Source organism: Aliinostoc maniaoense (assembly GCF_058172895.1).
The window spans coordinates 5,682,048-5,702,236 of record NZ_CP187952.1 but is presented as its reverse complement, the minus strand read 5'-3'; the positions used below and the strand labels follow the sequence as shown (position 1 = coordinate 5,702,236).

Here is a 20,189-nt window from a genome sequence, read left to right as displayed (position 1 = left end):
TGACCAATTCTAACAAAGCGATCGCTGATACGCGTATGCCAAGCTTACTCTTATCTAACATAAATTTTTATACAAACAAAAAAACCCCCTTCAGGGGGCGGAATTTTCAGTTGTCCGCGTGGAGTGAACAACTAATACAGAATACCTACAGTAAATACAGTAATCCGAATAAAATAATCCAAATTACGTCAACAAAGTGCCAATAGATTTCCGCAGCTTCCACACCAAAGTGTTTTTCATTACTGTAGTGACCGGGAGTGCGCGATCGCCACAACACTGCTAGAATCGCTAAAACGCCGATAGTGACGTGTAACCCGTGAAACCCAGTCAACACGTAAAAGGCACTGGCAAATAAATTAGTTGTTAAACCAAATTCGAGATGCGTATATTCATAAACCTGGCCGACTAGGAAAATCGCGCCCATTGCGGCGGTAATGGCCAGCCAGATACGCATCCCTTTCGCATCATTCTTTTTGATTGCAGTATCAGCATTGTGCATCACAAAGCTACTAGCAATCAGATTAACAGTGTTAACTCCAGGTAGTAAAAGTTCTAACTCTGGTGTCCCGGCTGGCGGCCACACAGGTAAAGTTGAACGGAAAGCTAAATAAGCTCCGAACAACCCCATAAAAATCATCCCTTCCGCAATCAAGAACACAAAGATCCCAAATAGACGATGATCGGGATGTTCTTCATGATGAGCAATTTCTGCCGTATGGTGATGATTTAATTGCGTTTTCGCTGGGTCAATAGTTTGACTTTGCATGAATGTTAATTAATTGGGTATTGGGGACTGGGGACTGGGGATTGGGGAATGGGGCATGGGGCATGGGGCATGGGGCATGGGGCATTGGGCATTGGGCATTGGAAATCAATTCTCCCTTGTCTACCTTGTCTACCTTGTCTCCCCCTGCTCCCTGCCCCCTGCCCCTTTACCCCCTGCCCCCTACCTCTTCCTAAGTTCGAGTCTCTATATCCGACTCAATACTAGGATATGGCTCATCAGGGTCAGCCCTGAGTACGGGATTCTCTGATGGGGATACATTGGCTGGTGCGTGTTCTACACCATAGTCATAAGGGCCAGTTGTTAAGACTGGGAGAGTTTCAAAATTCTCAATGGCTGGTGGTGAAGTAGTCATCCACTCTAAGGTGAGTGCTTTCCAAGGATTATTACCAGCTTTCTCTCCGTACAACCAACTCCAAATGGCGTTGATGATGAAGGGAAATGTGGAAACGGCTAGGATATAAGAGCCGTAAGTGCAGATTTCATTTAATAAAGCAAATTTGGGGTCATACTGAGCTACACGGCGATTCATGCCCATAAGTCCTAACTTGTGCATGGGTAGGAATGTCATGTTCAAACCCACAATAGTTAGGGCAAAATGCACTTTACCCCAAGTTTCATTCATCATTCGTCCCGTCATTTTGGGAAACCAATGATAAATGGCGGCGAAAATTCCTAGGACACTACCACCAAACAGCACATAGTGCAAGTGTGCCACTACAAAATAGGTGTCATGAACGTGGATGTCAAAAGGCACAGATGCCAACATTACACCACTAATCCCACCAATTACGAAAGTGCCGACGAAACCCGAAGCGAACAACATAGGGCTATTAAACTGGATTTTGCCGCCCCACATCGTCGCCAACCAGCTGAAAATTTTGATTCCTGTAGGTACGGCGATGATCATAGTAGTGATCATAAAGAACATCCGCAACCAACCGGGAATACCACTGGTAAACATATGGTGCGCCCAGACAATTAACCCTAGGAAACTGATGGCTAACGATGAGTAGGCGATCGCTTTATAACCGAAAATTGGTTTACGGGAGTGAATAGGAATAATCTCGGAAATTGCCCCAAAGAACGGCAAAATCATGATATACACTGCTGGGTGGGAGTAAAACCAGAACATATGCTGGTACACTACCGGATCACCGCCACCACTGGGGTTAAAAAATGTTGTTCCTGCCAATAAGTCAAACGCCAGCAGAATCAAACCTGCTGCTAATACTGGTGTAGACATCAAAACTAATGCCGAAGTCGCCAGCATTGCCCAACAAAACAAGGGCATTTGATGAACGCCCATCGTGGGGATACGCATCTTCAACAGGGTGACGAGGAAATTAATTGCCCCCAAAATTGACGATGTACCCAACAGTAGGACACTCATAATCCAAATACCTTCACCTACCTGTCCCGTTACCAAACTTAAGGGAGGGTAGGAAGTCCAACCTGCTTCGGCAGCATCACCAATTACTAAACTGATAATCAGCAACAAGCCGGCTGGAGGGATGAGCCAAAAAGCTACAGCATTCAGCTTAGGAAATGCCATATCTTTCGCCCCAATCATCAGGGGAATCAGATAATTAGCAAAACCTGCTCCGGCTGGCACAATCCACAAGAAAATCATAATTGTGGCGTGCAGTGTAAACAGACTGTTGTAAACTTCTGGACTGACAAAATCTACTTCTGGGGTTCGCAGTTCTGTACGCACTAAGTCAGCTAAAACGCCGCCAATGCAGTAAAAAATGAACGAAGTGACTAGATATTGCAGTCCGATTACCTTGTGATCAGTATTAAAGGTAAAGTAGTCTTGCCATTTTCTCATCCCTGGTTCTTCATGATCACCTGGGATGTTGGCAGTTTCTTGTAACTGAGCTTGTGTCACGTCGCTCTGCTCCGAATTGAAAATTCAAACAATATTTAAAAATGCTGAGTAGGGAGTGCTGAGTTATTAGTTTCCTCTACTTCCCCTGCCCCCTGCCCCCTGCTCCCTGCCCCCCTGCCTGCTCCCTACTTATGAATCTGATGCAACATCTCTGGCTGAATCCCCATGTCGTTGATGTAGGGAGCAAGAAATTTGTCTGGGGATGCTTCGGCGGGATTGAGTGCGATGGTCGAAGACCCGCCTTCGGCGATCGCTTCTTGCATGGTGTTATTATTCGCAACTAATTGCTCTTGCATCCATTTTTCAAAGGCTGCTGGTTTTTCGACTACCACCTGAGTTCTCATCGCGCCGTGGTAGGGGCCGCAAAGTTCTGCACAGATAAGAGCATAATCACCTTCGGTTTTGGGTGTAAAGCGGAGTTCGGTTTGTCTACCGGGGATCGCATCCTGTTTCAAGCGAAATTCCGGCACCCAAAAGGCATGAATCACATCATTGGCTGTCATATTAATTTGCACTTCCCGCCCAATGGGAACGTGCAGTTCACCCGATGTCACACCCGTTTCTGGATAGGTAAAAATCCACGCGTATTGTAAACCGGTGACATTAACTTGTAATTGGGCTGGTTTTCCCTCTTTTTCAGGACTAGCACCAATACTAGGGGAAACACTACCTACACCTGGTGCTTCCCGCTTTTGGGGAATTTGATCAGCATTGCGGACTGCGGCTGTTGCTGGATCTTGCATGGCCTCATCCGATTTTTGTTGATTCAGGTTAGGTGCGGTGCTAGGAGGGGTATCGTTTAAGGTGGCAGCGATCGCACTCCCAGGCATTGCCATTGATTCCTGCATCATGGGAGCTTCATGAACAGCGTGGGGATCAAAACCACCGATGTCATTATAAACTTCAAAACTATAGACAGAAATACCGATAACAATAATTGCGGGGATAGCTGTCCATAGTATTTCTAACGGTACATTACCTTCAATTGCTGGGCCATCTTCTTGATCATCTGCCCGCCGACGATATTTAAATGCACAGTAAATTAATACACCTTCAACAATTAAAAATATACCTGCTGAGACGGTCATCATCGTATTGAATAGACCGTCTACTAATACAGCTTCATCAGAGGCTGCTATTGGTAACAAACCGTGATTTTGACCGTACCACAAGCTTGCTAGGGTTAGCCCGATGCCAACTAATAATGTCCAGATGGAACTTGGAATTTTCACGGCTCACTTAAATGAATTAATTACGTTATCTCGAAGCAACTCACTTACTAAGGTAATCTAGGCTATTAGATATTGACCCGAAAGGTCTGAAATTTTTATTAATTTTTTCGACTACTTTACTAATCTTGAGTAAAAGAGATTTATTACATACTCTCCAGAGTAGATGACAAAAATTAGAAAAATTTAAGGAAAATTTAGCAAATGAAATGGTATCGATATTAACCAATTCGTGACAACTTAAAAAATACCTAAAGCTTCGGGCTAGTAAGGGTAAAAGTAATTCAAATTATTAAAAGAAAGCCGATCAATAAACTTTGGTCTATACGCTAGGGTGGATATGGGTCGGTATGAAAATTACAAATTTTAAGAAGTTCTACCAACAAGTGGGCAGAAGGTATTGTTCATGAACGAATTTGTCCTAGAACAAAAAAACGAAGTAACAACAGAGCAGCAAAAGCCCAAGGAAGTAATTCGTCGCTTGGTGTGGAGAATGGCTATAGCTACCTTGATTTTGATGGCTATAGGCAGTGCCACACGGGTAATGAATGCGGGGCTGGCTTGTCCAGACTGGCCACTTTGCTATGGTGAACTAGTACCAGCCAAGCAAATGAACCTCCAAGTGTTTTTGGAGTGGTTTCACCGTTTAGATGCCAGCTTAATTGGTGTGAGTGCGATCGCCTTGTGTGGTTTATCCTGGTGGCATCGTCGCTTATTACCTAATTGGCTACCTTGGGCGGGGACATTTGCCCTGTTTTTAATTGTCTTCCAAGGGATTTTGGGCGGACTCACCGTCACCGAATTATTACGCTTTGATATCGTCACAGCCCACTTAGGGACAGCATTATTGTTTTTCACTACCCTCCTGATTATTGGCATTGCCTTAACTCCCTATCAGGGAACAGGTAATGTAGGTAAACTGCCTTGGGTGGGTTTAACAGCAGCAATTTTAGTTTATTTGCAAAGCCTATTAGGTGCTTTAGTCGGCTCTCGTTGGGCGTTACATCAGTGTTTTGGTGGTTCTCAACTGTGTAGTGTGATGTATAGCCACATTTTCGGTTTAGTACCGCCTACAGTTGCCACCCTAGCAGTAGTCTTGATTTCCTGGCGTACACCAGCACTACATCCAGCTTTGCGACGATTGGCAAACATGGCAGGTGGGTTGTTAATTTTACAAATCTTGTTAGGATTTGCTACCTTCCGATTACATCTGCAAGTCGAGCCTTTGACTGTCTCTCACCAAGCTATAGGCGCAAGCCTTTTAGGTGTTTTGGTAGCTTTTACAGTTCTCGCCCTCCGAGACTGGGCGGCAAACCGCGAAATTGAGGTGATGGGTAGCTGAAACAAGAGCAGGGGAGCAGGGGAGCAGGGAGCAGGGAGCAGGGGGAGACAAGGTAGACAAGGTAGACAAGGGAGACAAGGTAAATAAGAAATAATTTTTTCGAGTTTTTCTACCCAATGCCCAATGCCCAATGCCCAATGCCCCATTCCCCAATGCCCATGCCCTATGTTGATAATGAACTGCTGACACCAAAAAAATATGAAAGAGTGAGGAGGAAGCTATCTGCGGGAAAACTTAGGAAGGGTTTGTTCCTTCTACCCATCCCTAGCAGACTTTCTCCCTACACATGAAGCTCAAAACTCTACCTCCCTGCCTTTTTCACTCAAAACTCTCTACATGGCAGTAGTAAAGGCAAGGATGAGCAATCTAGAGCAATGGCTGCATATCAGTTCTTGAAAAAAAAGGAATTAAAGCAACAATGATTGAGACTAATGTCTCTCGCCACCACGAAACTTTTCTTCAGGTAGTTCAAAGCTATTATCAGCTAACTAAACCTAGAATTATCCCATTGCTATTAATTACTACTGCCGGCAGTATGTGGATTGCAGCTAAAGGTGAAGTAGATCCTTTGTTGTTATTCGTGACTCTCACTGGCGGAACTTTGGCGGCTGCTAGCGCGCAAACAATTAATTGCATTTATGACCGGGATATTGATTATGATATGGAGCGGACGCGCCATCGTCCCATGCCTTCTCGGAGAGTACAGCCCCGTGATGCCCTGATTTTTGCGATCGCTCTGGCAATACTTTCATTTACACTACTGGCAGCATTTGCTAATCTGTTAGCTGCTTTGCTAGCATTCTCTGGTATTGTTTTTTATGTTTTGGTTTATACCCACTGGCTCAAGCGTCATAGTACTCAAAATATTGTTATAGGCGGTGCGGCTGGAGCAATTCCTGCGTTAGTGGGTTGGGCAGCCGTTACAGGGACTTTAAGCTGGGCTGCATGGTTAATTTTTGCGATCGTGTTTTTGTGGACTCCTCCCCATTTCTGGGCTTTGGCGTTGATGATTCGTGATGACTACGCCAAGGTGGGGATTCCGATGTTACCGGTAGTGGAAGGTGCAACAGTTACTGTTAAACAAATTTGGTACTACACCTTAATTACAGTTGCAGCAACGCTGTTACTCGTTTATCCACTCCACGCTAGCGGCATTATTTACGCTGCCTTCGCCGCCGGTTTAGGCGGTTTATTTATCCGTAAATCTTGGTGTTTGTTACAAAACCCTGAAGATCGGACTACAGCTAGAGATGTGTTTCTCTACTCCATCTCTTACATGATGCTGTTGTGTTTAGCGATGGTGATTGATAGTCTGCCCATTACCCATCGTTTAATTAGTGCCGTAATTAATTTTATGGCTTAAAGCAATTAGCGATCGCGTTGGCTTTGAGGGCGCGATCGCATTTCTCGATATTAAAAAATTACTAAAATCAATCAGTTTTATTCCTCCTCTGACTCGATATCATCATCTGTCAGATATTTTTGTGCTGTATGTCTAATTCTGTAGATGTTTACTTCTGTTTCAGAAATACCAAATAGGATTCGGTAACGGAATCGTTTTGATTTGCCGTATAGCAGTTGGCGAATTTCCATGCCTAACTCTGTGCTTTCAGGAGCAACAGGACAACGAGCCGGAAGGCGTTGAAGCGAATCCATAGCATCCAGAAGTCCGTTAAACCACTTGTCCGCCATCTCTCGATCGCGCTCTCGAATCCAAAGGTAGGCAGCTTCCGCATCAGCTAGAGCCGACGGAGAGATGCTAATGCGAAATTCCATGCTTTCTTCTTAAACCTTCCATTGCTTCTTTTGCTGGAACTCCTTGTCCATGCTTAATTTCCTCAATTCCTTGTCTGAGTGCAGCCACAGTTTCGGCATATTCTAATCGCTCCAAAAGTTTCTGGTAAGCTTTGGCATCCTGCACGACAAGTTGAGCTGCTCCGTTGACAGTCAGCACAATAGGTTTCTCACTTTGTTCCATCTGCTGGATGTACTGCTTGGTGTTCCTTTGAAACTCCGAGAGAGAGTGAATGTTGTTTAGGTCGATCATAGACTAAACATGAAATTAACAGTTAATTATATGTTATATGAATAGCATTATGATGTAGGTTGGGTTGAGGAACGAAACCCAACATAAATACCGAAAACTTAACACAGATGCTGGTGTTGGGTTTCCTCGCGTCAACCCAACCTTATTGAGGGAAGTAGTAGACCGTCCGAATTTTAGATTTTGGATACTTCGACAAGCTCAGTACAAGTTTTGGATTTTGGATTCTTGAGGGTACAAGCCCCACCCCTAAGATTTGTTGCTTCATAATACGGAAAATAACCAGAGAATCAAGCTAGTTCCTAAAACACAAACAATTCCTGCAACTCCCGCTAGGGGTTTGTTGTTCTTTCCCGTCCACCAATCAGAGACTTTTCCTGTGTAAGTAACTAGTTGGGCTGTATCTATAGTAGCGATCGCCCACACTAAAGCTGAATGTAATCCCCAGGCTATACCTAAATTATTGCGATCGCATATCCTCGCCAAAACTAACATCATACCCAGTAACCACAACCCTGGCATTTGTGGAAGCGTTTCCTGTTGTTCCCACACTAGATGTAAGAGAGCAAAAATTAGGCTAGAAATCACTGCTGCTACCCATACAGGATAATCTCGCTCTAATTCCGTTAACAAAAACCCCCGAAATACTAATTCTTCTATACCCCCAACTAATAATGCTATCAATAAAATCGATGGCAATATAGATGCTATTTGCTTGATATTTAATCTTTGAAAGTCACACCAACCTAACCAAAATTGACAAGTATATAAAATAACTATACTTAACACTCCTAAGCCAAAACCTACGGATAAAGAACCCAACATGGCCAAATTAGCCACAAATCCATAGTCTGAGAAAGAGCTATTAGTTAGCCAAATCACACCCCAAACAATCAGAGGTGCTAATAAGTATAGTGAGACAATTAAGGGTAATTTTTGTTCTGGTTGTAACGGTTTTATTGGTTGCCAATGCAGCAGTCTGAGTAATATTACTGCTATTGGTAGCCAACACCCCACCCAAGCAATAAAAAAAGCCATCACAACAAATATTACTGGTGCATCTTTCATGAATACCAGTAAGTTGTTGAGGGATGGCGGCAGAAAATTGTTCAAAATAAACAAAAAAATCACAATAGACTTCTTGCAGAATAAATGTCTGATTCCTTAATCAAGACTGTACCAAAACTGGTAACTTCTGCAAGGGGTCTAATCGTAATGTTTGGGTTAAATTAAAATAACTTTTCTCTGGATTTCGGGATAAGTTAGCAAATATTTTCCACCAACTCACCCCTACCATCCGAAAATTTATTCTTCGTCTTCCAAATCTTCGTCAGCATCTTCAACTTCTACATCAGGAGAAAGCTTCTTATCACTTTCACCTAGTTGAATCAAGTGAATATGCTTGTATCCCAGACGGATTTCAAATTCATCACCAGGTTTTAAACCCATTGCTTTGGTGTATGTAGCACCAATGACAATTTGACCATTTTGATGAACGCTAACCCGGTATGTCGGTTCACGACCACGACCATCTTTTGGTGCTTCTGGACTTAGAGGAATACCTCTAGCCGATAGTAAAGCATCATAAAAATCAGTGAGATTGACGCGGACTTGGTTATTCTTAGTAACAGTGTAATAACCACACTGCTTGGCTCTTTCTCTCCGTGGTAAATTAGAAAGTTCTTTTACTTTCGCTAGCAGTGCTTTTCCAGTTAAAGGCGCGGTTGCAGTTTCACTCATTATGCTCTAATTTTCCTTACTCTCTCCAAACTGATAAATTATCTTGTCCTATGCCAGTATTTGAGTTCTTAGCATCTGTATAAAGCTACTGGGGACTTCAAGTTAAAGGGTGGATTCCTGCTGATATTATTCTCAAGTACCTCTATTATGGATAACCACAACAGATGAGAGGTCACGAGTTCCACAGGGATTAGTTTCGGTGATTTTACGGCATTTTAAACCATTATTCATCATCGGGAAGGCAATTATTTTCCCCTTTGGTCGTACTGTTACAAAGAAGTTATAGACCAAAGAAATTGCAGGTTTTCCTCTGTTAGTACTTGTCTTGATAGCTTTTGAGTTGTAAGGATTTACTTACGCTACTCTTGAGCTAAAGACAGCATCGTATTTGAATATGGTCTTACGGACATACACCCTTTTGTCCTACCTGTCGAGACATGAAATTTCTGTCTCTAGACTACGAAGAAACTCAACAGTGTTAGCTGTACTTGACAGCTATTACTCTTGATTTTGTTACTTCGTAATTTTATATTAAATACTAGCATGGACTAATAATAGCAAAATAATTATTTATTTTAAAATTTAACTTGCAATTAAATTTATATCTCAATCCCCTAGCTCCTAGAAACAAAAAGCAGTCAGGATTTTATTCAGGGTGCATGACCAAGAGTGACTATTGCTGTATGGCTTTTATAAAAATTAATCTAATTTCAGATGAGTAGTTTTGATCAGTAAGTTATATGCTTTAGTTTTTTGATTCAACCCAGATCAAAACCTGTGAGTATTACCCTCCTGGTTTATTGTCTCTGGAGAAAAATGGCTGCTGTTTTATCTACGTCTGTCTAGAGGCAGAATAAATATGTGCAGCTTGACTAGAGATTTGATAGAACTAGCTGATGTTTATTTTGAGCTATAACGCTTATATACAGACAAAAATTTTAAAATTTAGTAACTCTTTGAGATGTTTTATGACTATTGATGGTCATAGATGTTGACATCAAGATGGCTTACGAACCTCAAGAGCATTTATTGTATATATTTCGCCAATATAGAGGATAAACCTATATTCATTCCTGGTAAACCCCCTGGAATGATCCTGGCAAACAGGTTATGGGAAGAATCAACTACAATTGATTTTTACATCTGATCTGAGATGGGAATATAAATTTAGCTGATGGTGCTTATATGATTAAAATTAACATGGTGATCTTAAAACTAGAATCAGTGCCTCTTGAACAATCAGCCTATTAATGCCCTTCAGGGAATTAGGCGCAACAATATATAGCCGTTCTCATGCTAGTGAGGTACAAAGTTTTTTTGTTTTAGGGAACAGGGTTGGGGGAACAGGGAACAGTGAATAAATTGGTGTGTACTTCATTGGACTGGGAAAGGCTATATATACCTCACTTTTTGCAACCAGCAGCCTTGATGCAAGATTTTGGAGGCTGATGCAGTCATTTTCAGAATTTGGTTGTTAATCATGGAAGTCAATTTTAAAATCATTCGGCAACAGCAAAATTCTGCTGCTGTTGTAGAAACTTACCTTTTAGAGACAGAACCTAGCAATACGATTTTGGATTGTCTTAATCGCATTAAGTGGGAGCAAGATGGAACTTTAGCATTTCGCAAAAATTGTCGCAATACCATTTGTGGTAGTTGTGCAATGCGAATTAATGGCCGTTCTGCTCTAGCCTGTAAAGAAAATGTGGCCAGTGAACTCGCTAGATTACAAAATCAAGCTGATAAAATTCCAGAAATCACGATCGCACCTCTGGGAAATATGCCAGTGATTAAGGATTTAGTCGTGGATATGAGTAGTTTCTGGAATAATTTAGAAGCGGTGACACCCTATGTAAGTACCGCCGCCAGATTTGTCCCAGAAAGAGAATTTTTGCAAACACCACAAGAGCGATCGCTTTTAGATCAAACTGGTAATTGTATTATGTGTGGTGCTTGTTACTCAGAGTGCAATGCGCGTGAAGTTAATCCTGATTTTGTTGGCCCTCATGCCCTTGCCAAAGCCTACCGTATGGTTGCTGATTCCCGCGACAGTGATACAACTAATCGCCTAGAAAATTACAACGAAGGGACTAAAGGCGTGTGGGGTTGTACCCGTTGTCTATACTGCGATGCAGTTTGTCCAATGGAAGTTGCCCCCTTAGAACAAATCACTAAAATTAAACAGCAAATTCTCAGAGAAAAACAAGCTAGTGACAGTCGCTCAATTCGCCATCGTAAGGTATTAGTAGATTTAGTCAAAGCTGGCGGTTGGATTGACGAAAGACAATTTGGGATACAAGTAGTCGGTAACTACTTTAAAGACCTCAGAGGATTACTCAGTCTTGCCCCTTTAGGATTACGCATGATTGCTAAAGGTAAATTTCCCTTATCCTTTGAACCATCCGAGGGAACAGAACAAGTGCGATCGCTCATTGAATCTGTTAAAGAGGTGATAGGTGACAGGTGACAAATCAATTCAAAATTCAAAATACCCTGCGGGAAGGCTTGCGCCTACAAAATTCAAAATTAAATAACTGGGGACTGGTGACTCGGGACTGGTGACTGGGGAGAAAACTAATCATTCATTACTCATTACTCATTACTCATTACTCATTACTCATTACTCCCTCATCGCGGATCTTGAGGGACGTTTACAGGCTGCCCAAAACGGTCATAAACTGAAATATCCCATTGACCGTTATTACTAAACTCAAAAGCAATCCTACTACCATCAGCACTAATAGTAGGATTGCGAACTTCTGCTTGGAGATTAGCGGTTAAATTCCGTGATTGGCGTGTTTCTCGGTCATAAAGAAAAATCGTTGATCGCCCCTGACGACTAGCAGCAAATACAATATAACGAGCATCTTGGGAAACACTGGGATGAGAAGCTATGGTATCTAGAGCATTTAAACCCGGTAAATCGATTAAATTACGTGTCAGGGTATCAAATAAATAAACGTCTTGACTACCTCGGCGATCGCTAGTCAACACAATATATCTCCCCGAACTTTGGGGATTAAGTTCCGACGCAAGACTATTAAGACTCCTCCCCCCAGGATCAAATGGATAATTCACCAATCGAGGATAACCAAAACACCCACTTAATAACCCTGCACAAACAAATATAGGAATAAAAATAATTGGTTTAGTCATCAGTCAATAGTCATTAGTCATTAGTTGTTCTCCCCACACTCCCCACACTCCCCTGCCCCCTGCCCCCTGCCCAATATTTACTGCGGTGGCTCAACTGTTGCACCATTAGGAATATCTAATTCAATATTTGGCCCTCGATCAAGAACTTCAATATCCCACTGCCCACGGGCGGCGGTTTCAAACACTATATAACGTCCATCGGGGCTGATAGCAGGATTTCTCACCCAACCACGATAAGTTGGGGTGACTATTTGTGATTGCTGTATGGCGCGATCGTACAGTGCTACTACTGGTCTACCTTGATCACTGGTCAAGTAAGCGATGTAACGTCCAGTGTAGCTAAGGCTGGGACTTTCAATAATTGTTTCCCGTCGATTTAGTCCTGGTGTACTCATAAAACTTTGCTGTTGTAAATCGTACACCAGTAATTGGTGAGTATTATTACGATGGGAAATCAACGCCAAAAAGCGACCATTACCACTTAAGGCTGGTTGTTCTTCGGTGTAGCGACTATTGAGGGAAGTAGGGCCTAGGGGAATATCACCAGAGCCACAAGAGCTTAGTAAACCTGTAAAACCAAAAACCAGGCTCCAATAAAGTGGTCTTTGGAGCCAAAGCTGAGAAGTAAATTTTTTCACCTCAGATGTCTAATTTTTTTGTCGCCTATAAGCTTACATCTATCCCGACCGCTTTATACATCATCATAATCTGTAGAATTATCAGAATCCAAATCTGATGGTTCTATGGGTTTATACGGTACATAATCAGTTGGGATCGCTTCATCATCTTCTACCTGTCTGGGAGGAGTAGTATCAGCAGGGCGACGGCGTTTTCTGGGTCTGGGTGGGGTATCATCGTTTACTTCTGGACGTGGGGGAGTATTATTATCTCGACGAGAAGGTCTTCTAGTTTCTCGCGTCGTAGAACTTTCCCAATCATCAGATTCTCTGGTGGAAGAAGTACCCCAATCTTCTTGTTCATATCTTTCAGTAGTGCGACTAGATGGACGGGTAGGACGGCGACGTGATGACCTATCTGTCGTTTCTTGTCTGTCGCTACTGGTACGGCGATCGCTACTAGTGCGCCGGGGGGTTGGCTCATCGTAGTAGTCATCCCGTGAAGAGCGATCGTCCCTGCTAGGACGAATCCGCGCCCGTATTGGACGTTCTTCCTCTTCCTCTTCTTGATAGGGTAGTGGTTCTAAATCGTCTTCCACTTCCGCCTCATAGCCGCCACGTCTGCGGCTATAGGAATAATCTCTACTAACTTCACGTTCATCCACAATCGGAGTATTACGTTTAGCTTGTTGAGTAGCGATACTCCGCAACCGAATACTTTCAACCGCAAAAAATACTGTTGTCCCTACTAACAGCAATTGACCAAATTGTAAAATCGGGTCTAAACGCCATCCCTGAAAAATCAGAATAAACCCGCACAGCAAGCCCACAGCCGCAAAAAATATATCTTGATCTCTGGACAGTTCTGGACGCACAGTACGGAGAAAATACAGTGCTGCCCCAGCCACAGCCAGGAATATCCCCAGAATACTGGCTGAGTTTGTCCCAAAATTTACCTGAGCCAGAACACTGGCTGAGTTCAGCCCAAAATTTAGCATTGTTCTTTTCCCAATATCAAATCTATGTTAGCGAGCCACAACTAAAATCACTACTCTACGCAATTACAATATAATATTTAAGCTTCAAAGCATCTGGCAAAGAAGCTCTGAAGCTATTTACCCAATCTCAAGAAAAGTTTAAGTCTGTCAGTTTAGTAAATTTAGTCACTGACAGACAAACGCCTTTAAGAGAGTTGAAATAACTCTCCCACAGACTATGAACGTTGGATTTTATCTTTTTGGCTGATGAAAATCAAACCAACTGTAGCTGGGATAACAACGATCGCTGTACCCCAAAGCAGACTCCAAAGAAAATTTGCTAAAGATGGTGTCATGGATCTCAACCTTTTTTTACACTCTTCATCATAATTCTAATAGTGTATTACTTCCTTGAGAAGTCCGTAAGTCTCATGTGACAACCCCAGCCCACACATTCCCAAAAGTTAAACGCCGTCTGGAGTCTAGTTGCTTTTCGACACGCGCCCATAAGTAGTAGCATTTGGTTAGAATTTAGATAGCAACAGCTTTACAAAGCTTAAAACTTTATATTTTCGCTCTCAGTTTTTCTTTGTCCACAAATCGTAGCTCAAATTAATTTCATGACTGGTGTTAGCCTAACTGTTTGGATTCTTGGCCCTATCTTGGGGTTAATGACGTTTCTGTTCATTTTCCGCATCATTCTGACTTGGTATCCGCAAGTTGATTTAAATCGGTTGCCTTTTAATCTCATTGCCTGGCCTACCGAACCATTTTTAATCCCCTTGCGAAAAATCGTCCCACCTATCGGTGGAGTTGACATCACCCCGATTATTTGGGTAGGTATCTTAAGTTTGGTGAGAGAAATTCTCTTAGGTCAGCAAGGATTGATTACCATGATGTCTCGTGTCAGTTAGGGCATGGGGAATAGGGCATCGGGCATGGGTTTTCAGAATGCCCATTTTCTCTTTGCTTCAAAAAAAGGCGATCGCAAAATTATTTCATCTTCCACAATTACCATAATCAAACTGAACTTAGTTTACAGACTAAGTTCTGGGGAAACATGGAAACTTTCAATATTCATTACTGCAAAACGAATCTTTCACGCCTGTTGTCTCGTGTGGAACTTGGGGAAGAGATTATTATTTCTAATAACCGAGGCGTTCCCATTGCCAAGTTAGTTCCGTTTCAGGTTTCATGCAATCGGCAAGCTAGTTTAGGAATGGATCAAGGGCTTTTTATCATGCCAGAAGACTTTAATACTCCTTTGCCGGAAGAAATATTAGCAGCCTTTGAAGGTGGTAAAAAGTGAAGCTGTTGTTGGATACTCAGTGCTGGTTGTGGTGGTTTACTATCCCATGTTTAGTTGGTTTAGCTTCTGCCTGATGAGAATTTCAACTTCTTCAAACTCAGCATTGGAGTTGGGAATGTCAAAAGTCTGTGAAGGTGCTTCAGCCGTAAAGCGGTCAACAAAGGCATAAAATGCAGCCTGATCATCAGGATGAGCTATAACATAAGCTCTTAGCTCACCTTTTGTCATGGTACTGAAGTCAGGCTTCATCACAAGAACCTCCAAAGACCTTGTTAGCTTTCCGTCAAGTTTTGGAAATTAGCGATCGCACCCCTAGATAACTCAGTCTGAGGCTGGTACTGATTGTTGAGCTTGTGCGCTGCTAGAGGTATAAGATTGTTCGCAATCCCTCATCTACCTGATCCTGCAAGTAGTCTGGTAGTGAACTAATACGTTCAACCAGGAATGTTTTGTTAACTTTAAGAAGGCAGAAGTACGAAGGCAGAGGGCAGAAGGGAATCCCCATAAATAAATTCAGGGGATTTAATAAGGACGCTGTATTTCTCGCGCTTCGCGTCTCAAAACACATCTTTTTTTTTGCTTTGCATAAATAAATTTAGGGGCTTGAAACCCTTGTGGCAGAGGGAAAAAATTGTATTTCTTCCTTCTGCCTTCTGCCTCCTGCCCTCTGCCTTTCTTCGGTCAAAATTTGAGATACGTTAACAACAGAATCTCTAGGTAAACCTGATGCTTCACGCGGTAAAAGTACATTACCTGGTGCTTCTGCTAACTGAATATTTGAAGTAATGATGACGACAATCACCGTATTAATACGGCTTTGATTAAACATATCATCTTGAATCACCAAAACAGGACGACGATACCCAGGCTCAGAAGCCACTGGCTCAGGTAAGTTCGCCCACCAAATTTCTCCCCTATACATTACCAATCCTCACGGGGGAGAGACATAAATTGCATCCTTGCCATTACCGGATCTAGTTCAGAAGACTCTTGAGAGTAAACTTGGTTTAGCTTGTGCAAGATTTGATGACGGTTGTATTTTTTCAAATATTCTTGTAATGCTTTGGTGTAAAGCTCACTGCGTGACAATCCTAGCTCTTGAGCTAGTGCTTCAGCCTCTTCAAAAACTGAATCTGGAAGCGAAATTGCAGTTTTCATCGTGACATTAAGTGTAATTTTTGATTTTCAAGTTCTACCCTAGTTATAACAGAACTGCAAGAGCAAGCAGACTCAGATAAGTTTTCAGAACAACTTTATGAAAACTTACTTATAGCGAGATATGCTAATATTACGATGCTCCTAAAAAGCCAATGAATTAGGGGATTTTGCACAAAGTTTTTGCTTTTTGTAGTAGCAATACAGATCTTAATGTTATAAAAGCATCATAATCATCACCTATAAATGTCTCGATAGGACAGAAATGGGTTCTTATTATTTGCTCAAAAGTATATGAATCGGCAGGCATCTCACTACGGTATAAGCTAGGCGGTTTATTTTTGATTTTATTGTTATCAGATCTAGCCAGCAACGAAAAATTAGCCAAGCAATTAATTTCTTCATCGTTATACTTTTTTACATTCTCTAGATAGGCTTTTGGAAAAATATGGTGGAACTCCTTCCGATTGCCTTGAGACAATACATCTTGCAGAGATATTTTCGTTCCTTGAATAAAGTTTAATGGTTCCTCATGCGCTAGAAGAAGAATAAATATTTTTGTTGCAACTGTAGACATTCGGAAGAAATTTTTAGAAAAGAAGCTAGTATCTAAGGAAACATTAAAATCTCCTAACTTATGAGGTGTGCCAGCTTTAAGATTTGCTATTTCCAACAAATCTGTATCAGTGCTTTTAGCTCCTCCTCTTGCATACCTTTGAGAAAAACATGCACGCCAAAACCATGTTCTAACAGCTTCATACTGAACTTGAGGTATAGGAGGTGGTTGTTTTTGTGCTGAAGAAAAGAATGAAGATAAAACAGGTAATATATTTTCCATAGGCAAAAGTTTCAGGGTAAAAATATTTAGTTCTTCTTTCAAAAAATCAATAGCTCTAAATATTCCTGTCCGAATTTCATCAAACTTTTCTCGCACCTCGCTACCAGGAAGTTCCATAAAGTCTTCAGGATTTGCACTATTCATCACTACCGCAGAGCAGCATTTAAGAAGAAGATCTGAACCCACTTCCTTAAATCCAAATGGCTCTAGTTCTTCAGTAACCTCTTTAAATTTTTCTTGTAGATCAAAATCTTCACTCCAGTTCCAAACAGATAAGAGTTGAAAAGTATCTAGTTCTATACCTTGCCTGTTAATTCTCTCAAAAACAGTTGCAACATACTTTCTTTCTTCGCTCTCAAAACGTTCTACAGGAATTCTTGCCTTATTAAATCTATCAACTAAATCATCAATCTGTTTTGCTAAGTCATCATCATAATTTCTAGTAACTTGCCTATATTTAGGTGCATCGAAAACATATTTAAGGGGGAAGAATCTGGTGGAGTCGTAGTTTTCAGGATCAGGTAAATATTGAAAAGGTACAGATTCTTTACTATTTAGTTCAAAGAAGAGGTTTGTCCAGTCAATAGCTTCACCTTCTTCAGGAGTGAGATGACTTTGAAATATCCCAAAAATAGAGGTTATCCTCTGTTGCCCATCTAGTACATAATCTATTGGGTATTCTGGATCATTATCAGGAAGTTTATAGGGGCCTAGATTTCTTTCAGTTCGCAAGGGGTTTCTAGTTCTCCAGAGTAAAACGGAGCCAAAAGGGAAACCCTTATAGATAGTGTCTATAAAATAGGAAACTCTATGCGGATCCCAAACAAACCCTCTCTGAAAAGAAGGGATTCTAACTCTTCCTCTTTCTAAATCATTGATTAGGTCTTTAATGAAGTAATAACTTTCAGCCATAAAATTTCAAAAAATAACTTTATCCATTACTTTTTCAATAATAAGCGTTATCTAAAGATAAGGGAAGTTCTGGTATAGGGAATTTTTAACAAATTTTACAGTTAAACAAAAAGTTACTTTATCTACTCAAAATCAAGCTTTAAGTTCAATTTAATTTCTCTATATATTAAATATGAAAACAAGACTCTAGATTTTAAATATGTTGTTTTCAGCAGAAAATTATCTAAAATTTTATATTTATTTGCGAAGATCAATAATTGTACATTAACAAGATTTCTGCTTGCCTGCTCTCAGCAAAAATATATTTTTAAAGACGCGATATCTCGCGTCTCTATATCTCAAATCAATCTGAGTTCAACATCAACCAAGGGAAAGTAGTCAGCAGAAAATAATATACTTCTCTCTGTTACGCCTTACCCTTTACCTGTCTATTTTTAATCCCCAGTCCCCAGTCCCTACAGTTTCATCTCTTGAATGAAATTGGTGTAAACATGACCCTCTAAAAACTGGGGGTTTTCCATGATTTTTTGATGAAAGGGAATTGTGGTAGGCAATCCAGTAATTGCACACTCTCTGAGAGCGCGTTTCATCCGGTTAATCGCAGTTGCACGATCTGGCCCCCAAGCAATTAATTTACCGATAAGGGAATCGTAGTACGGGGGAATTTGGTAATCGGTGTAAACGTGGGAGTCAATCCGTACACCGGGGCCGCCAGGGGGAAGATAACCGCTAATGCGTCCGGGGGCTGGGCGAAAATCATGGTCGGGGTCTTCGGCGTTGATGCGGCACTCAATTGCATGACCACGTAATACTACTTGGTCTTGAGTGAGCCGCAGTCTTTCACCTTGGGCGACTCTAATTTGTTCAACTAGCAAGTCCACCCCAGTAATCATTTCTGTAACGGGGTGTTCCACCTGAATCCGGGTGTTCATTTCCATGAAGTAAAACTTACCGGATTTATCTAAGAGAAACTCGATAGTACCCGCACCGGTGTAGTTAATAAACTGGGCTGCTTTGACGGCGGCTTGTCCCATTTTTTCCCGCAGGTCTGGGTCTAGGGCTGGACTGGGGGCTTCTTCTAGTAACTTTTGGTTACGGCGTTGAATAGAACAATCCCGTTCACCTAAGTGAATAACATTGCCGTAATTATCAGCCAAAATTTGAAATTCAATGTGGCGGGGACGTTCGATAAATTTTTCGATATAAACGCCAGCATTGCCAAAGGCTGCACCTGCTTCACCTTGGGCGGCTAAAAAGAGTTTGACAAATTCATCTTGCGATCGCACTAAGCGCATCCCTCTACCACCACCGCCAGCTGTGGCTTTAATCATCACTGGGTAGCCGATTTCTTTGGCGATCGCTAATCCTTCTTCTTCGGTTTCTACTAAGCCATTACTCCCTGGTACGGTGGGAACTCCAGCTTTTTGCATGGTTTCCTTCGCCGTGGATTTATCCCCCATTAATCTGATTGCTTCTGGGGTAGGGCCAATAAACGCAATGTGATGGTCAGCACAAATTTCTGCAAATTTGGCATTTTCCGACAAAAAACCGTATCCAGGATGAATAGCACTAGCATTGCGCGTTAAAGCTGCCGCAATGATATTGGGAATATTCAAATAACTTTTACCGCTAGCAGGTTCACCAATGCAAACCGCTTCATCAGCTAATTGGACGTGCAGAGCATTCCGGTCAACAGTCGAGTGAACCGCGATCGTCGCAATCCCCATTTCTTCACAGGCGCGGAGAATGCGAAGGGCGATTTCTCCCCGATTGGCAATTAAGATTTTGTCAAACTTCATGTTCGAGTTTTGATATCAGTACCAGTAGATAGAAATTGTCTCCCATCCAAGTTGCAAAACGAGCGATCGCTTCATCTCAAATTATGACAGGAGATTTACCAGCCTCAACTAGACAGGACTTACACAACAAAAATCTTCGCTTTGAACGGGTATGAGGTTACAGGAGTGTAAGAATTTTAAACATCTACATCTGATACCCAAAACCTATCGAAACCTTGAATTTCCGTTTTCATGTTCAGTCCTACTAGAGTAAAATGCACAATTTTAGTATTTAATTAACGAGTCCTGAGTTTTCAGGGGCAACATTCCCTTTCTACTCACACCCTTTTTAATATGACTTGTGGAGATACTACATTTCTGTCAGTCTGGTATCCTCCTTCGGGAAATTTGTGATCC

The 20,189-nt window shown here is 41.8% G+C and carries 22 protein-coding genes; 6 read left to right on the top strand and 16 right to left on the bottom strand.

The genetic code is table 11. The features are described 5' to 3' along the window. Nucleotides 1–145: 145 nt before the first annotated feature. From ACPZ3T_RS24910 to ACPZ3T_RS24900, 3 genes are all read right to left on the bottom strand, one after another. Nucleotides 146–766, bottom strand: coding sequence for a cytochrome c oxidase subunit 3 (locus ACPZ3T_RS24910; RefSeq protein WP_490272120.1), 621 nt, complete (start codon nt 764–766; stop codon nt 146–148). 190 nt (nt 767–956) lie between these two features. Continuing rightward, nucleotides 957–2,675 carry a cytochrome c oxidase subunit I gene (gene ctaD, locus ACPZ3T_RS24905; RefSeq protein WP_490272119.1) on the bottom strand — a complete coding sequence of 573 codons (1,719 nt, stop codon included), beginning with the start codon at nt 2,673–2,675 and terminating at the stop codon, nt 957–959. Nucleotides 2,676–2,800: 125 nt separating this feature from the next. Further along, entirely contained in the window at nt 2,801–3,907 is a 1,107-nt protein-coding gene (locus ACPZ3T_RS24900) for a cytochrome c oxidase subunit II (RefSeq protein ID WP_490272118.1), read from the bottom strand. Between the two features lie 403 nt (nt 3,908–4,310). On the opposite strand from ACPZ3T_RS24900, the gene ACPZ3T_RS24895 reads away from it, so the two are divergent. From ACPZ3T_RS24895 to ACPZ3T_RS24885, 3 genes are all read left to right on the top strand, one after another. Continuing rightward, complete coding sequence (locus ACPZ3T_RS24895) at nt 4,311–5,246, top strand: COX15/CtaA family protein (protein WP_490272117.1); 936 nt, start codon at nt 4,311–4,313, stop codon at nt 5,244–5,246. Nucleotides 5,247–5,362: 116 nt separating this feature from the next. After that, nucleotides 5,363–5,536, top strand: coding sequence for a hypothetical protein (locus ACPZ3T_RS24890; RefSeq protein ID WP_490272116.1), 174 nt, complete (start codon nt 5,363–5,365; stop codon nt 5,534–5,536). A 128-nt stretch (nt 5,537–5,664) separates the two neighbouring features. After that, nucleotides 5,665–6,609, top strand: a complete 945-nt coding sequence (locus tag ACPZ3T_RS24885) for a heme o synthase (protein ID WP_490272115.1) — start codon at nt 5,665–5,667, stop codon at nt 6,607–6,609. A 77-nt stretch (nt 6,610–6,686) separates the two neighbouring features. Here the strand turns inward: ACPZ3T_RS24885 and ACPZ3T_RS24880 are convergent, their stop codons facing one another. The 4 genes from ACPZ3T_RS24880 to ACPZ3T_RS24865 all read right to left on the bottom strand — a co-directional run bounded on the left by ACPZ3T_RS24880 (nt 6,687) and on the right by ACPZ3T_RS24865 (nt 9,030). Then, nucleotides 6,687–7,022 carry a type II toxin-antitoxin system RelE/ParE family toxin gene (locus tag ACPZ3T_RS24880; protein ID WP_490272114.1) on the bottom strand — a complete coding sequence of 112 codons (336 nt, stop codon included), beginning with the start codon at nt 7,020–7,022 and terminating at the stop codon, nt 6,687–6,689. Then, a complete protein-coding gene (locus ACPZ3T_RS24875) occupies nt 7,006–7,293 on the bottom strand; it encodes a type II toxin-antitoxin system Phd/YefM family antitoxin (protein WP_490272113.1) in 288 nt (95 codons plus the stop codon). Before ACPZ3T_RS24875 ends, ACPZ3T_RS24880 begins: the two co-directional genes overlap by 17 nt. A 261-nt stretch (nt 7,294–7,554) precedes the next feature. Further along, entirely contained in the window at nt 7,555–8,421 is an 867-nt protein-coding gene (locus ACPZ3T_RS24870; RefSeq protein ID WP_490272112.1) for a CPBP family intramembrane glutamic endopeptidase, read from the bottom strand. Nucleotides 8,422–8,595: 174 nt separating this feature from the next. After that, the gene (locus ACPZ3T_RS24865) at nt 8,596–9,030 is read right to left on the bottom strand and encodes an AbrB family transcriptional regulator (protein ID WP_490272111.1); all 435 of its coding nucleotides are present in this window, start codon (nt 9,028–9,030) and stop codon (nt 8,596–8,598) included. A 1,480-nt stretch (nt 9,031–10,510) separates the two neighbouring features. Here ACPZ3T_RS24865 and ACPZ3T_RS24860 point away from each other — a divergent pair. Next, nucleotides 10,511–11,497, top strand: coding sequence for a succinate dehydrogenase/fumarate reductase iron-sulfur subunit (locus ACPZ3T_RS24860; RefSeq protein ID WP_490272110.1), 987 nt, complete (start codon nt 10,511–10,513; stop codon nt 11,495–11,497). Between the two features lie 161 nt (nt 11,498–11,658). Here the strand turns inward: ACPZ3T_RS24860 and ACPZ3T_RS24855 are convergent, their stop codons facing one another. The 4 genes from ACPZ3T_RS24855 to psbX form a co-directional block, all read right to left on the bottom strand. Next, nucleotides 11,659–12,186, bottom strand: a complete 528-nt coding sequence (locus tag ACPZ3T_RS24855; RefSeq protein ID WP_490272109.1) for a TolB family protein — start codon at nt 12,184–12,186, stop codon at nt 11,659–11,661. A gap of 77 nt (nt 12,187–12,263) precedes the next feature. Continuing rightward, the gene (locus ACPZ3T_RS24850) at nt 12,264–12,824 is read right to left on the bottom strand and encodes a TolB family protein (protein ID WP_490272108.1); all 561 of its coding nucleotides are present in this window, start codon (nt 12,822–12,824) and stop codon (nt 12,264–12,266) included. Between the two features lie 53 nt (nt 12,825–12,877). Continuing rightward, a complete protein-coding gene (locus ACPZ3T_RS24845) occupies nt 12,878–13,801 on the bottom strand; it encodes a Ycf66 family protein (RefSeq protein ID WP_490272107.1) in 924 nt (307 codons plus the stop codon). A gap of 215 nt (nt 13,802–14,016) precedes the next feature. Then, a complete protein-coding gene (gene psbX / locus ACPZ3T_RS24840; RefSeq protein WP_174709687.1) occupies nt 14,017–14,136 on the bottom strand; it encodes a photosystem II reaction center X protein in 120 nt (39 codons plus the stop codon). 264 nt (nt 14,137–14,400) lie between these two features. On the opposite strand from psbX, the gene ACPZ3T_RS24835 reads away from it, so the two are divergent. Continuing rightward, entirely contained in the window at nt 14,401–14,694 is a 294-nt protein-coding gene (locus ACPZ3T_RS24835; protein WP_490272106.1) for a YggT family protein, read from the top strand. A 146-nt stretch (nt 14,695–14,840) separates the two neighbouring features. Continuing rightward, nucleotides 14,841–15,089 carry a type II toxin-antitoxin system Phd/YefM family antitoxin gene (locus tag ACPZ3T_RS24830; protein ID WP_490272105.1) on the top strand — a complete coding sequence of 83 codons (249 nt, stop codon included), beginning with the start codon at nt 14,841–14,843 and terminating at the stop codon, nt 15,087–15,089. A gap of 39 nt (nt 15,090–15,128) precedes the next feature. On the opposite strand, the gene ACPZ3T_RS24825 is transcribed toward ACPZ3T_RS24830, so the two are convergent. The 5 genes from ACPZ3T_RS24825 to accC all read right to left on the bottom strand — a co-directional run bounded on the left by ACPZ3T_RS24825 (nt 15,129) and on the right by accC (nt 19,793). After that, entirely contained in the window at nt 15,129–15,338 is a 210-nt protein-coding gene (locus ACPZ3T_RS24825) for a DUF6887 family protein (RefSeq protein ID WP_490272104.1), read from the bottom strand. Between the two features lie 346 nt (nt 15,339–15,684). Further along, entirely contained in the window at nt 15,685–16,011 is a 327-nt protein-coding gene (locus ACPZ3T_RS24820) for a type II toxin-antitoxin system PemK/MazF family toxin (protein ID WP_490272103.1), read from the bottom strand. Beyond that, nucleotides 16,011–16,247 carry a hypothetical protein gene (locus ACPZ3T_RS24815; protein WP_490272102.1) on the bottom strand — a complete coding sequence of 79 codons (237 nt, stop codon included), beginning with the start codon at nt 16,245–16,247 and terminating at the stop codon, nt 16,011–16,013. Before ACPZ3T_RS24815 ends, ACPZ3T_RS24820 begins: the two co-directional genes overlap by 1 nt. A gap of 157 nt (nt 16,248–16,404) precedes the next feature. Further along, the gene (locus ACPZ3T_RS24810; RefSeq protein ID WP_490272101.1) at nt 16,405–17,994 is read right to left on the bottom strand and encodes a GmrSD restriction endonuclease domain-containing protein; all 1,590 of its coding nucleotides are present in this window, start codon (nt 17,992–17,994) and stop codon (nt 16,405–16,407) included. Between the two features lie 455 nt (nt 17,995–18,449). After that, nucleotides 18,450–19,793, bottom strand: a complete 1,344-nt coding sequence (gene accC / locus ACPZ3T_RS24805; protein ID WP_490272100.1) for an acetyl-CoA carboxylase biotin carboxylase subunit — start codon at nt 19,791–19,793, stop codon at nt 18,450–18,452. Between the last annotated feature and the right edge of the window lie 396 nt (nt 19,794–20,189).

Bases quoted from the DNA above. Each gene is read 5' to 3' on its own strand.
- ACPZ3T_RS24910 (WP_490272120.1), bottom strand. From the start codon at position 766: ATGCAAAGTCAAACTATTGACCCAGCGAAAACGCAATTAAATCATCAC.
- ACPZ3T_RS24895 (WP_490272117.1), top strand. From the start codon at position 4,311: ATGAACGAATTTGTCCTAGAACAAAAAAACGAAGTAACAACAGAGCAG.
- ACPZ3T_RS24890 (WP_490272116.1), top strand. From the start codon at position 5,363: ATGCCCAATGCCCAATGCCCAATGCCCCATTCCCCAATGCCCATGCCC.
- ACPZ3T_RS24885 (WP_490272115.1), top strand. From the start codon at position 5,665: ATGATTGAGACTAATGTCTCTCGCCACCACGAAACTTTTCTTCAGGTA.
- ACPZ3T_RS24880 (WP_490272114.1), bottom strand. From the start codon at position 7,022: ATGGAATTTCGCATTAGCATCTCTCCGTCGGCTCTAGCTGATGCGGAA.
- ACPZ3T_RS24875 (WP_490272113.1), bottom strand. From the start codon at position 7,293: ATGATCGACCTAAACAACATTCACTCTCTCTCGGAGTTTCAAAGGAAC.
- ACPZ3T_RS24865 (WP_490272111.1), bottom strand. From the start codon at position 9,030: ATGAGTGAAACTGCAACCGCGCCTTTAACTGGAAAAGCACTGCTAGCG.
- ACPZ3T_RS24860 (WP_490272110.1), top strand. From the start codon at position 10,511: ATGGAAGTCAATTTTAAAATCATTCGGCAACAGCAAAATTCTGCTGCT.
- ACPZ3T_RS24855 (WP_490272109.1), bottom strand. From the start codon at position 12,186: ATGACTAAACCAATTATTTTTATTCCTATATTTGTTTGTGCAGGGTTA.
- ACPZ3T_RS24845 (WP_490272107.1), bottom strand. From the start codon at position 13,801: ATGCTAAATTTTGGGCTGAACTCAGCCAGTGTTCTGGCTCAGGTAAAT.
- psbX (WP_174709687.1), bottom strand. From the start codon at position 14,136: ATGACACCATCTTTAGCAAATTTTCTTTGGAGTCTGCTTTGGGGTACA.
- ACPZ3T_RS24835 (WP_490272106.1), top strand. From the start codon at position 14,401: ATGACTGGTGTTAGCCTAACTGTTTGGATTCTTGGCCCTATCTTGGGG.
- ACPZ3T_RS24830 (WP_490272105.1), top strand. From the start codon at position 14,841: ATGGAAACTTTCAATATTCATTACTGCAAAACGAATCTTTCACGCCTG.
- ACPZ3T_RS24825 (WP_490272104.1), bottom strand. From the start codon at position 15,338: ATGAAGCCTGACTTCAGTACCATGACAAAAGGTGAGCTAAGAGCTTAT.
- ACPZ3T_RS24820 (WP_490272103.1), bottom strand. From the start codon at position 16,011: ATGTATAGGGGAGAAATTTGGTGGGCGAACTTACCTGAGCCAGTGGCT.
- ACPZ3T_RS24815 (WP_490272102.1), bottom strand. From the start codon at position 16,247: ATGAAAACTGCAATTTCGCTTCCAGATTCAGTTTTTGAAGAGGCTGAA.
- ACPZ3T_RS24810 (WP_490272101.1), bottom strand. From the start codon at position 17,994: ATGGCTGAAAGTTATTACTTCATTAAAGACCTAATCAATGATTTAGAA.
- accC (WP_490272100.1), bottom strand. From the start codon at position 19,793: ATGAAGTTTGACAAAATCTTAATTGCCAATCGGGGAGAAATCGCCCTT.